Source organism: Dethiothermospora halolimnae (assembly GCF_037577855.1).
GTDB classification, from domain to species: Bacteria; Bacillota; Clostridia; order Tissierellales; family VENL01; genus Dethiothermospora; species Dethiothermospora halolimnae.
On record NZ_JBAKFX010000005.1, the window covers coordinates 128,762 to 141,547 of the forward strand.

General features: G+C 30.2%; 11 protein-coding genes. All 11 read right to left on the minus strand.

The annotated features are described in order from the left end of the window. Positions 1 to 77: 77 nt before the first annotated feature. Complete coding sequence (locus tag V6137_RS03640) at positions 78 to 443, minus strand: MerR family transcriptional regulator (RefSeq protein ID WP_425446518.1); 366 nt, start codon at positions 441 to 443, stop codon at positions 78 to 80. Between the two features lie 175 nt (positions 444 to 618). Next, complete coding sequence (locus V6137_RS03645; RefSeq protein ID WP_425446519.1) at positions 619 to 2,412, minus strand: ASKHA domain-containing protein; 1,794 nt, start codon at positions 2,410 to 2,412, stop codon at positions 619 to 621. Next, positions 2,405 to 3,436, minus strand: a complete 1,032-nt coding sequence (locus tag V6137_RS03650; RefSeq protein ID WP_425446520.1) for a methylcobamide:CoM methyltransferase MtbA — start codon at positions 3,434 to 3,436, stop codon at positions 2,405 to 2,407. The genes V6137_RS03645 and V6137_RS03650 overlap by 8 nt, the downstream gene beginning before the upstream one ends. A gap of 14 nt (positions 3,437 to 3,450) precedes the next feature. Beyond that, positions 3,451 to 4,107 carry a corrinoid protein gene (locus V6137_RS03655; protein WP_425446521.1) on the minus strand — a complete coding sequence of 219 codons (657 nt, stop codon included), beginning with the start codon at positions 4,105 to 4,107 and terminating at the stop codon, positions 3,451 to 3,453. A 40-nt stretch (positions 4,108 to 4,147) separates the two neighbouring features. Beyond that, positions 4,148 to 5,218 (minus strand): uroporphyrinogen decarboxylase family protein, encoded by a 1,071-nt coding sequence (locus tag V6137_RS03660; protein ID WP_425446522.1) that lies wholly within the window; start codon positions 5,216 to 5,218, stop codon positions 4,148 to 4,150. A gap of 20 nt (positions 5,219 to 5,238) precedes the next feature. After that, complete coding sequence (locus V6137_RS03665) at positions 5,239 to 6,108, minus strand: uroporphyrinogen decarboxylase family protein (protein ID WP_425446523.1); 870 nt, start codon at positions 6,106 to 6,108, stop codon at positions 5,239 to 5,241. An 18-nt stretch (positions 6,109 to 6,126) separates the two neighbouring features. Next, positions 6,127 to 7,038, minus strand: coding sequence for a CobW family GTP-binding protein (locus V6137_RS03670; RefSeq protein ID WP_425446524.1), 912 nt, complete (start codon positions 7,036 to 7,038; stop codon positions 6,127 to 6,129). A gap of 313 nt (positions 7,039 to 7,351) precedes the next feature. Continuing rightward, positions 7,352 to 8,080 (minus strand): LytR/AlgR family response regulator transcription factor, encoded by a 729-nt coding sequence (locus tag V6137_RS03675; RefSeq protein ID WP_425446525.1) that lies wholly within the window; start codon positions 8,078 to 8,080, stop codon positions 7,352 to 7,354. 129 nt (positions 8,081 to 8,209) lie between these two features. Beyond that, positions 8,210 to 10,183 (minus strand): methyl-accepting chemotaxis protein, encoded by a 1,974-nt coding sequence (locus tag V6137_RS03680; RefSeq protein WP_425446526.1) that lies wholly within the window; start codon positions 10,181 to 10,183, stop codon positions 8,210 to 8,212. Between the two features lie 108 nt (positions 10,184 to 10,291). Next, entirely contained in the window at positions 10,292 to 11,203 is a 912-nt protein-coding gene (locus V6137_RS03685; protein ID WP_425446527.1) for a chemotaxis protein, read from the minus strand. A 459-nt stretch (positions 11,204 to 11,662) separates the two neighbouring features. Next, the coding region (locus V6137_RS03690) for a transposase (protein ID WP_425446528.1) at positions 11,663 to 12,786 on the minus strand (1,124 nt) is incomplete at its 5' end.

The window sequence follows — 12,786 nt, forward strand, 5'->3', positions numbered from 1 at the left end:
ATAAGGGTTATAGTGAACTCTAAGTCAATACTTTTTTATATTATTTTCAGTAAATTTTTTCATTCAAATGAAAAATGTTAATAATTTCTATTTTTATCACTATACCAATCTAAAGTTTTATCAATTTTATCTATGTGGGCCTGTAGTTCCTCCATCTGCATTTGAACCTTTTTCTTATGTGATTTTAATATCTCTATTCTTTCTGGTAACGTATGTTCCCCCTCACGGATCAAATCTAAAATATATTTAATATCAGAAATAGACATTCCAGTATTTCTTAGACAACGAATTAGACCTATCCAAGAAAGATCTTTCTCATTAAATATTCTAATACCCTGTTTATCCCTTTTTATTTCCGGTAACAATCCTTCTTTCTCATAATACCTTAATGTGTATGTGGTTAATCCCACAGCTTCAGCAGCTTTTCCTATTGTGTACTCCATCTCCATGCCTCCATCATTTATTTTATATTATTATCATATTTAGTTTTTAGTTTAGTATATTGTATATCTTATGGAACAAAATTCTCTATGTCAATAACTCTAATGATAATCATAAAAACACCTAGGTTAGTAACCTAGGTGTTTTCTTAATGTTTAAGGAATTTAAAAGTATTATTTATTTAGGAAACAAAAGACACTGGGAAAAAAGCCTTTCATATCCTTCGGTTGCCCCTAACTCCATATAATCCAATTCATTGCCCAACTGCTCCAGTTCTTCTTTTACATCTCCAGACATTAATGCCATATATGCTCCTGTTTTAGATGAGTTACCTACATATACCAGTTTATCCCTAACTTCCTCTGGTAAAATTCCAGTTTTGATTAAGCTATCAGCAGGTAAATGGGCTCCAAATTGTCCTGCTATAATTACTTTATCTAACTGATCCATTTCAATATTTGATTGTTTTAACAAAGTATAAAAGCCGGAAAGAATAGCTCCCTTTGCCAATTGTACCTGTCTTACATCCCCTTGGGTAATTAATAGTTTGTCTTTCCCATCCTTTAAAATAAACTCCCTCTTTTTCCCATTTAATTGAATCATATTATAACGATAATCTGATTTTTGTAATTTTTCTTTTTTTATAAATGCTCCACTTTTCTTTATAAGTCCTGTATCTATCAGTTCTTTAACTACAGCAAGTATTCCACTTCCACATAAGCCAATAGGCTCTTTATCACCTATAACCTTTGTTTTAATCCCCTCTTTAGTAATCTCTACATCTTCTATTGCTCCCTCTGCTGCCCTCATACCTGAACTAATATTCATACCTTCTAAAGCTGGTCCCGCAGCACATGAACAGGAAATAAGCTTTCCACGATTGGATAAAACAATTTCTCCATTGGTTCCAATATCTATAAAAAGTATGTTTTCTTTAGATTTATGCAACTGAGAAACATATGCTCCCGCCACTATATCTGCTCCTATATAGGATGATACCGATGGTAAACAATATAATCTTGCTCCCATGGCTACCTTTAGTCCTATATCCTTTGCTAAAATATTTTTGGACCTTACAAAAATAGGGGCATAGGGTGACTTCCCAATAGCCGTTGCATCAATCCCTAATAGAAAATGCATCATTGTACAGTTAGCTGCCACAGAAACCTCATATATATTCTTTTTATCTATTTTTACTTGATCGCACATATCTTCAATCATTTTATTAATGGCATTTACAATTGATTGTTGTAACTTTTCTTTAGCAATTCTAGGATTTTCCAATTCATAGGTAATCCTGGTTAAAACATCAAGCCCAAATTTTTTTTGAGGATTAATCATTGAAGCTGTGGTCAATTCTTTGCCATCATTCATATTAATCAGCGATGCTACAACTGTTGTAGTTCCAATATCAATAGCGACTCCATAAAGAATTTCTCTAGTATCTCCAGTCTCAATTGCCATTAAGTCTTTTCCATTAAAAACTGCTGTAATATCTTTGTCTAAAGTCTCTCCTTTATTTAATATTCTCCAATCAAACCCTTTTATACCAAGGGTTTCACATATGGAGTCCTCAAGGGAGATCTGATTATCTAATGTGGGTGCTTCTATCTCAAAGACTTCTTTCCTTATAGAAGGATTAAACTGAAACTTAGGCATATAACCTGTGGTCAAAACTTCATGTTTCCCTTCTTTTTGTAACACCTCTACTGTTACATCTTCCTTTGGTTCTACAAGACATGATATTCTTATACCTTTATTAATTTCTTCTTCTTTTAAAAGCTTTTTTTCCGTTTCTGAAATGTTAGGTAACTTTCCTTTAAGAACTTTAACTTTACATTTTCCACATAGTCCTTTACCATTACAAGGATTATCAACAAATATCTCTTGTTCCACTAAAATCTCTAATAAATTTTTTCCAATTTTATATTCTATTGTTTTATTCTCTCCATTAACAAATATCTTAGGCATCAGTAACCCCATCCCCTTTAGTTAAAGCTTCTAACATAGCCTTCACATTTTCAAGGGGGGACTTCATTCCAAGTCCACATGCAGGTGCTATAATGTCAGACCCATCTTTTATACATTTCCTAGTTAGTTCTTTAACCTTACTTTTATCCCCAAATTCAATGGTATAAGTACTAACATTCCCCATTATTAATCTATCTCCTAAGCTTTCCTTTGCCTCGTTAATATTAACTATTGAATCAAAACTAAGTATATCACTTCCAATCTTATTAACCTGAGAATATACATTTTTCATTTGACCACATATATGTACAATGGTCCCTATATTTTCTTCTTTTATACTATCTACAAGCTTATTTATATATTTCACTGCAAATTCCTCAAACAACTTTGGTCCTAATATTTCTCCTGTTCCACTGGGATCAGATATCGCTATGATATCCGCCCCTGCTTCTATCTGTTTTTTTGCAAAGTCAATTAATTGATTTGTTACAAAGTCAAGGAATTCATGGGCCTCTTTATTCTTCTTTCTAAGTTCTTTATAAAAAACAACAGGCTCAATTATAGAACTAGCTGTACTAATAGGTCCAGTTAAATTCCCTATGATTGGAACCTCTTTATCTTTTGATTTTAGCAATTTAATTGCATCTATTACTACTTTTGCCCTTCCTTTTTCATAATTAATTGGATTAACATCTTCCCACTCCTTGACAGAGTCGATTATATATTCTTTAACATGGGGTTCATAAATATTTGTACCCATATTTACTTTAGCTCCAAAGTCTTCTGCTTCAATAGTCATACAAAAAGGAACACCATAGTTTTCAAAACAACCATTTTCATATACCGCCGCCGTTAAGTCCGCCATCATCTTAGCATCCATATGAGCCTCTGGAAACTGTATACCTACTTGTTCCATTAGCTCCGTTGTAACCATATTCATCATACCCCCTGGGCAAATACATGGTGGTCTATCTACCTTTTCTCTATTAATTACTTTTTTTAGTCTAGTCTTTGCCGATAGCATTATAGTCCTCCCCTCTATGCTATATTAAGTAAGTTTTTAACTAGTTTTACCGCTTCAACTGCATTAGAAGAGTATCCATCTGCACCAATCATATCAGCATATTTTTTTGAAATCGGTCCACCACCTATAATAACCTTAACATCTTCTCTTATGCCAGATTCTTTTAATAGTTTTATAACTTTATCCATCCCTCCCATTGTTGTTGTCATAAGTGTTGACATACAAACAAAGGAAGCATCAACCTCTTTAGCCTTATCTACAAAATTCTGTAATGGAACGTCCCTTCCTAAATCGATCATTTCAAATCCAGCAGTTTCTAGCATTATCTTTACCAGATTTTTCCCTATATCATGGGTATCCCCTTCTACAACCCCAATTACTCCTTTAACCTTCTCTTTGTCCATATCCTTTGAAGGTAGGAGGGGTTTTAATATTTCTAAACCTGCATACATTGCATCGGAACATAGTAATACATCTGTAACAAAGTATTCTTCATCTTCGTATAGTTGACTTGCACGATTCATTCCATCTACAAGTCCTTCCATAATACCATCAAATACCTCATATCCCGCTTCTATATATTCATTGCTGGCTTCAATTACATCTTCCTCTTCCATATCCACTACACCATCTGATAATCTTTTTAATAATTCTTGTTTTGATATTGCCATCTTTATTCCCTCCAATTTTAATCTTTGTTGAATTTATGTGTTAAAAGAAATTTTTTTCATCTAAAGGCCATTTTCCATATTTTCTAGCAGAGGCCATAAATTGATCGATATTTTCAAGGGGCACTCCGCCAGAAAGATCACAGCCCGAAGCTAAAATATATCCACAGGGACTATCATAAGTCTTTTGTATACATTCTCTCACTGCTGAATCTACATCGTCAGTATCCCCTAAAATTAGAACTTCCACTGGATCAACATTCCCTAATATAGGAACCTTATCTCCTACTAGATTTTTTGTATATTCTAGATCCACTCTATTATCAATACTAAGCATATCACATCCTGATTTTACCATATCTCCTACAATTGCTGTGGTATCTCCACAAATATGATAACAAACCATACCCTTTGCTTCATGGATATCCTTCATTAGATCTATAGTATAAGGTAGAACAAATTCCCTATATTGTTTTTGTCTAAGAATTGTTCCCGATGCTATAGGATCACATAATAATATAAGGGAGCCTGTTTTTATAAACTCTCTACAAATCATTTTTAGCCCTTCAGTACAAAATTTTATTAATTCATGTAATTTTTCTGGATTCTTTCTAGTAGCTCTTAATAAGTTTTCAGTTTTATATATACTTGCAGCAGCAGTAAAGGGTCCCGATATTAAAATACCATTTGGTACTTCATGACCTATTTTATCAATTACAATCTTAGCTGCATCCATATGCAATTGAAAGGCTTTATCATTTTTTAACTCTAATTTTGACATATCTAATTTATCTACTTCATTTAAATCATCTAAAGCATACTTCATAATTGCTGGCACGGAATCTTCAGGATCACTCATTTCACTACCTAGTGCTGCACCTACCCCATGCAGTCCATATTCAATAACAGTTAAGTCATTTCCAAATCTTTCATAACAAGCAATCTGAGCCATAGCTTCATTTAAAGCACTACTTCTTTTTTCTTTATGGGTCATTCCAAGGGCTAACCCAGACATTGAACAAGCCACTGGCATAGCTAAAATCCTATCCATAGGTTTTCCTGTCATAAATGCATTCAATCGTTCATTTGGTGTCATCCTATCATCTTTATGCATATAATTACCTCCTATATAAATTAAATTAAGTCAATTGCTTTAATAACTCCATCCTTTAAATAAAACTCTTTATTTTTTATACACATTTGTCCTACAAATTTTGTTTTCCCAATCAATTCTATACATCCATCTGAGTACCTCATAGGAGATTTCAATTTAATATCTTTCCATATAGCCTTTTCGGTTCCCAATAAAGCGAAAGTAGTTTTCGGACAAAGTAGCAATATAGTTCCATCATTAAGAGTTTCTTCTACTTTTTTTAACAATGGATAAGTAAACATTTCCACAACTTGAGCTGAGAACTTTGGCCCTAAAATGTTTAAGCCTCCCGATGAATCAGCATAACTAATCATATTAACCCCTACTTTTTGGGCTTCTTCTATAAACCTTAGTATTTCATCTTGAAACTTATTAAAAATCTTTTTCATAATATCAGGATTTTTTCTAAAGGTTTTAAACACATGACGTGGGTCAATTAAAACATTCATAATTGTAAAGGGACCTGAAATATATAAAACCACATTTTCTCCATCTTTTCTTAAATGTTTACATGCTTTTAACACTTCTCTTATGCGCCCTTTTGAATAATCAATCTCAGGTAAATCTAGTATCTCTTCCGTGGTCCTACAAATGTAATCCTTAGCCCTAGGTCCTATATTTTCATCGCCAAAATTAATGATCCCCCCCAAGGCTTCTCCTTCAACTGTATGACAAAATGGTAATTCACAATATTCTACTCCATCATGTTTTTTTAATTCCTTTGATAAGGTGACCATACTGTCCCAATTTTTATAAGCTTTTGGAAATTGTAAATCTGTTTTCTCTGTAACTTCTTTACTAATACCCACAGAATTACCATATGTACACTTAAAATCAACTATTTTTCCCAATATAATCCCTCCAAAATATTACTGAAAGCATCTAGATATTTTTTCATTTTTAAGATCACTTCCAATAACAATCACTTTTGTTTCACTAGTTTTTTCGATATACTCCCAATCATAATGTTGTGGAGTGAAATCAAAGTGTATAACCTTATTATTATCAAGATTTAAAATCCCCTTAGCTCTTAAAACTAAGCCATAATCTAAATCTATTAAATCATTTAGAGTGTCTTTAATTTCTTTTTCTTTGAAAGTCCTTGGGTTATCAATAGAAAAACTACTAAAAACTTTATTTGCAGTTTCTAAAGAATACTTCCCTTTAAATTGAACTGGAGATTTCTTAATATCATTTAACATTTCTATAATTTTTTCTCCATTATAAGAATACCAGTCTTCTTTTAATATAAATGCCTCTTTATTGTTTAACCTTATTTTAGAAACTACTTCTTCTAGTTCCCTATTACCAACTCCACCTAGGTGACTTAAAAATATTATATTGGCATTTTCGATTTGATCTAAATAAAACCCACCAAAGTCTTCTATATAATTGTTAAATCCCTTTATATCTACAATAGTTATTAAATTATTGATTTTTATATCAATATTAGAAGTTTCCCGAATTTTCTTACAAATTTTTGTAATATCCGATAGACTTCCAACCCCAGAAGGTTCTATTAATATATGGTCTGGTTTATATTTAATCGCTAACTCCTCTATAGCTTTCTTAAAGTCATGTACTAAAGTACAACAAATACATCCTGAATATATTTCTCTTATGGGAAGTTCACTATCAATTAAATCTCCATCGATTCCAATATCTCCAAACTCATTTTCAATTAGGACAACTTTCCCCTTTATATTTGGAATGATCTTTCTTAACAATGTAGTTTTTCCAACTCCTAAAAAGCCAGAAATAATATTTATATTAATGGTCAAAGTATTCCTCCTTATAATTTTTTATTAAAATGATACATCTTATAAAAATATTAGTTAAAAAAATAACATTCAAAGTTATGAAACGACCGTATATATCTTTCACTCTACCATTGATAATGCTTAAATAATTATAGCACTTTCACTATTATCAATCTAATTGATGTTTTCTATTATAAAATGTTTACTTATAATTTTTTTCTATATTCTCGTACTATACTATAAAAAATAGATAACTTATAATAAGTTATCTATGGTAGTTAAAAACAATAATTTTATTAGTTATTATATATGTATTTACTTATTACTATAAATCTTAATTTTGTCTTAACAAATCATCAAAAACAACTTGTTTTATTTTTTTATTAAACCTTTTACTTACTGGCACATATTCATCTATATCTTCAACATATACTTCTCTTCTATTGTACTCACATATTTTAGTCCTATTTATTATATATCCTTGATGACATTGTATGAAATTATCATTGTCCAATTGCTGTTTTAAACTTTTTAAAGTACCATAAATTTCATATTTGTCTTTCTGGGTATGTATTCTAATCTTTTGAAGGGATTTCTCAAAAAAGTATATCTCATCATAGCTTAACTTTATGTATTTCTCTCCTTCTTTTAATGTGAATACATTATAAATATTTTTCAGATAACTTTTTTCTTTAATATTATTAATAACTTCTTTCATTACTTCTTGAAGCTTCTTTTCAGTTATTGGCTTAATCATATAGTCCAAGGCTTTAATTTTAAATGCTTCAAATGCATAATCTTTATATTCAGATATAAGAATTATTATAACATCTTTGTTTTCTTCTCTTATACATTCTCCTAGTTCTATGCCCTTCCTTTCTTCCATTTCAACATCAAGAAATATAACATCTATTCTATTAGTTTTCATGATCTTATTAAGACTTTTCCCGCTATAGACTCTAGTAATATCTATTTTTTCATTTAAATCCATTTTATTAATATAACTTTCTATTACTCCTAATTGAATTGGCTTGTCCCCACAAATAACAACATTAAGTTCCATATTACCCCTCCTATATATTTCTTTTTATATTGTAGAATTGTTAAATAATCTATTTTCTAGTGTAAATATTCACACTAGAAAATAGTATATTATAATAGGTAATAATTTTTTATAAACTACTTTATTTACTTAAATATTAAATTTGGTAACACTTTCATTCAATTTTTCCGATAGGTTATTGAAATTCTCTGCCATCTCTTTAAGATTTTCCATAGATGCCGCTTGTTCTTGAATTGAAGCGGTGGCTTCTTCTGTTGAAGCAGCGGTTTCTTCAGATATTGCAGAAATATTCTCTATGGAGGATACTATATTATTTTTATCTTTATTAACTTCATTAATGAAGCTATCTATATTTTGAATCTTATTAAAAACTTTATTTATATGAGCATAAATTGAGTTAAATGAAGTATCAACCGATACAACCGAACTACTTTGTTGTTTAGATATTTCTTCAACTTCTTCCATTATCTCAACTGTATTCTTACTATCCCTTTGGATCTCTTCTATTATTGTTTTTATGTTTTTAGCTGCTAAACCACAGTCCTCAGATAACTGTCTTATCTCTTCTGCTACTACAGCAAACCCTTTTCCTGCTGTACCTGCCCTTGCTGCCTCTATAGAAGCATTTAATGCAAGTAAATTCGTTTGTTCAGCTATACTACTTATGGTATTTACTATCTCATCTATATTTTTAGATTTATTATTCAAATTTGTTATTGCTTTTCCCACTTTCTCAGTGGCATCATTATTTAACTTAGTCTTGTCTTTTAACTCTGTTACTATACTTAAACCATCATTATTAGCATTTTCTACTTCGTTTATGGTCTTAACCATATCTTTACTATTATTTGAAAGTTCATTTATCTTATCATCTAGATTTGATACAATTTTAACTGTCTCTTCGGAAAACTGAGCTTGTTCTGTGGCTCCTGTAGCTATACTTTCAACAGATTTTGATATTTCTTGACTAGATGTAGTGTTTCTGTCAGTGGTTGACATAAGAAGATCCGAACAATCTTTTATATTATTTCCTGCCTCTATTACATTTGTTAATAAACCCTTTAAATTGTTAACCATTTTATTAAAACTACTATTTAAAGATCCAAATTCCCCTTTATATTTAGAATCTAATCTAACATCCAAATCTCCCGATGCCATTTTCTTCATACCATTATCTAATAATTTTATAGGCTTAGTTATAGTTTTTGAGAAAATATATGCTAAAATTATGGATACTACTACTCCCAATATACCTATTGCTATAGTCGTATATAACATTTCCAAGGTTTTATCTTTAATTTCATCTTGGTACATAGTACCTACTAATCTCCAATTTAATTTTTCCAATTGATTTATTACAGCAAACTTTTTTTGTCCTTGATTATATGTGTAATTTATTATTTCACCGTCATTATTCCTTATTCCATTTAATAATTTTTCATTTGGTATTTCTTTACCTACTAAACTTTTATCATTATGTACTATGACTTTACCTTTTTTATCAGTTATTACTATATATCCCTTTTCACCAACATTAATTTCATTTATTATATTGGCCATAGTGTCTAAAGCTATATCTAAAGCCACAACCCCTACAAATTCATTTGTGTTATCATACACTGGTTTTGCCACTGTTATAACAAGTTTTTTAGTATTTGCATCTTCATAAAGGTCAGTCCATATAATTTTATTTTCTTTTTTAGCTTCAATATACCAAGGACGTTTTGTAGGATCCGTTGTATCTAGTCCCTCTGAATCATATAGTTTTTTATCCTTAGTTCCTATGTAGGCAAACATAATTTCTTCATGAGATTTTTTTAGTCTACCAAATTCCTCTACTACTTCACTAATAGGTGCCTCTTCCTTCCCCATAAGACGTATCTTTTCATCTGTGGACATAAATTCTATAATATTTTCATATCCCTCTAGATAACTTTCAATATATTCTGTTATATGGGCCGTTAACTCCTTAGAAGTATTTTTCAATTCATCTTTAGTCACTTTAACCGATTTAAAATAGGAAATACTTCCCAAAGATAAAACAGGTATTATTACTATTAATATAAACATAGCCATAAGTTTATTTCTTATTCCTAGTTTCATATTATAACCTCTCCTTTTAAATATATTGTTTATATTTGTATTGATTATTTAAAAATTTTACAAATTTATAATCCACTATCTAGTCCCTATTTTATTTATAAGTGATTGTCAATTAGTAAGTCTATCAACAAGACCCACCAATTTTGTTATTTCTGGTTTGCCTACTTGAGCATCGGCTCCTACCTTTTTGCCCCTTTCCATTGTTTCATCATTTATAAGTGATGAAAACATAATTACTGGTAAGGTGTTTAAAACTACGTCTTCTTTAATAAGTTTGGTAAGATGATATCCATCCATCTGTGGCATCTCTATATCTGTAATAACACAAGCAATTTTTTCTTTTATATCTTTAGATTTACTTTCTTTAATGCTTTTAAGAAACTCCCAGGCATCCTTTCCATTTGAAACTATCTTTAAGTTGTTATAACCTGCCTTATTTAAACAACTTTTTAGCATCTTCGAAAGTAGTTCAGAGTCTTCAGCAATTAAAACCGGCTTGTCGTTTGCTAATCTAGACCCCATATTCTCAATATCTGAAACCTGTATCCCCGTCCTAGGATTAATATCACTTAATATCTTTTCAAAATCTAATATTGTAATTAATCTATCCTTTTTCTTAACTATCCCGGAAACTATGCCTTCAGAACCTTTATTCATAGTGGAATCAGGAACTTCTATCTCTTCCCAAGATAATCTCTGTATCCCAACAACAGAATGGACTTCAAAAGCCGTCCTTATTTTATTAAAATGAGTTATAATGAAAAATTTACTCCCATTATCTTCAACCTTTTCTGTCTCAAGATATTTAACCAAGTCAATTACTGTAATTACATGTTCCCTTAATGTCATAACCCCTTTTATACAGGGATGGGACTTGGGTACTGGAATATAGTTTTTAGTTTTAATAACTTCCCTTACTTTAGCCACATTTATTCCAAAGTGATTATTAAAAACTTTGAACTCTATAATCTCTAGCTCATTTGTACCTATTTCTAACAATATTTTTTTACTTCTTGTCATAATATAACCCTCCTTTATTTTTAAATTTAAAAACAAAAATAGCCCATAATGAATATTCCCTCTTGGGATATTCACTATGGGCTATTTAAATTGCAAACTTTGATTTGATTTAAATAACTGTTCCATAATCATCTATATTTTATTTTTTTCTATTTTTCCTTTTTAATTTCAATATAAAAATAGCTTATATTTTCATATATCTATTTCTATTTATTGAAATTAGATTTAATATTTTGACTTATATCTAGTATAACATATATGGTGTATTATGTCAATATTCTTGTTGTACTAACAGAAATTTCGCATCTAATTTCCAGTAAAAATTTTACTCATACAAAAAATGTTTATTATACACATTTTACTATTAATGGGTATCAAAAGACCGTTTGGCCCTAAAAAAGGATACACTTTCCCCCTCCCCATAATATTCAAAATTTTAATTTCCAGTTTTTTTTTAGCTTATGTTTTCTCAAATATAGGATTTTTCCAATCCTGTATTAGTAACACTCCATCTCTTAAATCTTCAATTATATCTATTTGGAGCATCCCCTTTTTTCTAAATGTTCTAATACATCTAAAAAAGTATAATTGCATTAGATTAAAAGCCATAAATATAAACATAATAACTGTTTCTATGCCCGTAGGGCTATGAATAAAGCAATGATCTAAATGCCACTCTGTTTTTAATTGGTGAAATATATTGTTTTCTATATGCCATCTGTCATGCATTATTTTCCATAAAGTTTTAACAGAAACAACCTTATCAGTTGTTATAATCCAAGCTTCCTTAACTTCAATCTTATCACCTTTTTTAATTTTTTCTTCAAATTTTATAAACCTAATTTTTGTTTCTCCATCAGCCATTTCAATATTATCTTCATCCCATGCTTTTATTTTAATGCTCTTATTACTTTCTTTTTCAGCTATCCATTCTTCATCTGCCTGACGGCATTTAAATATTGCTAAAGCATCTTTTACAATATTAAGCCTTTTATCTTTCACTCTTACTACTGCATCCATGCCTATAGATTTTACTTCGTTTATCCAAGACACTTTGCAATACAAGGCGTCAGCCATAATTATATCTGCAAAATGATTGAAATTTCTATGAAGTTTTTTTATAAGCCTTTTAGCTCCTGTAATCTCTCCTTCGTCTTTTTCTGAAGAATCTTTTCTAGGCTCAAGCATTTCATGTCCTAATATCAAATGAGGATCTGAACCTATAGTTGAGCATACTGTGGCTCTATGGAAATGATGAGTTACCCCCTCTTTATCAACTCGAGTTAAACACCTATCACAACATTTTTTAGTACTATCAAATAGCTCTACTCCATCTATAGCAACAACTTTCAACCCATCTATAGTACCTTTTCTAAAAACCTTATTTTTTATTGCTTTTTTTATTATATGATTATGCATATCAGATAAACTACTGATATCAAAGTCAATTAAAGATCTTCTAATAGTATCTATATGAGGTATTTTAGTTTTTCTAGAAAATAATTTTTTAAATTTGCCCTTTTCAATCCATCGTTCTAATCTGTTGAAACTCCTTATTTGTAGCATAAATCCAAATAACACTA

What these genes read in the sequence shown, in the direction of transcription:
- V6137_RS03640 (WP_425446518.1), bottom strand. Translation starts at nt 443, where the DNA reads ATGGAGTACACAATAGGAAAAGCTGCTGAAGCTGTGGGATTAACCACA.
- V6137_RS03645 (WP_425446519.1), bottom strand. Translation starts at nt 2,412, where the DNA reads ATGCCTAAGATATTTGTTAATGGAGAGAATAAAACAATAGAATATAAA.
- V6137_RS03650 (WP_425446520.1), bottom strand. Translation starts at nt 3,436, where the DNA reads ATGCTATCGGCAAAGACTAGACTAAAAAAAGTAATTAATAGAGAAAAG.
- V6137_RS03655 (WP_425446521.1), bottom strand. Translation starts at nt 4,107, where the DNA reads ATGGCAATATCAAAACAAGAATTATTAAAAAGATTATCAGATGGTGTA.
- V6137_RS03660 (WP_425446522.1), bottom strand. Translation starts at nt 5,218, where the DNA reads ATGCATAAAGATGATAGGATGACACCAAATGAACGATTGAATGCATTT.
- V6137_RS03675 (WP_425446525.1), bottom strand. Translation starts at nt 8,080, where the DNA reads ATGGAACTTAATGTTGTTATTTGTGGGGACAAGCCAATTCAATTAGGA.
- V6137_RS03680 (WP_425446526.1), bottom strand. Translation starts at nt 10,183, where the DNA reads ATGAAACTAGGAATAAGAAATAAACTTATGGCTATGTTTATATTAATA.
- V6137_RS03685 (WP_425446527.1), bottom strand. Translation starts at nt 11,203, where the DNA reads ATGACAAGAAGTAAAAAAATATTGTTAGAAATAGGTACAAATGAGCTA.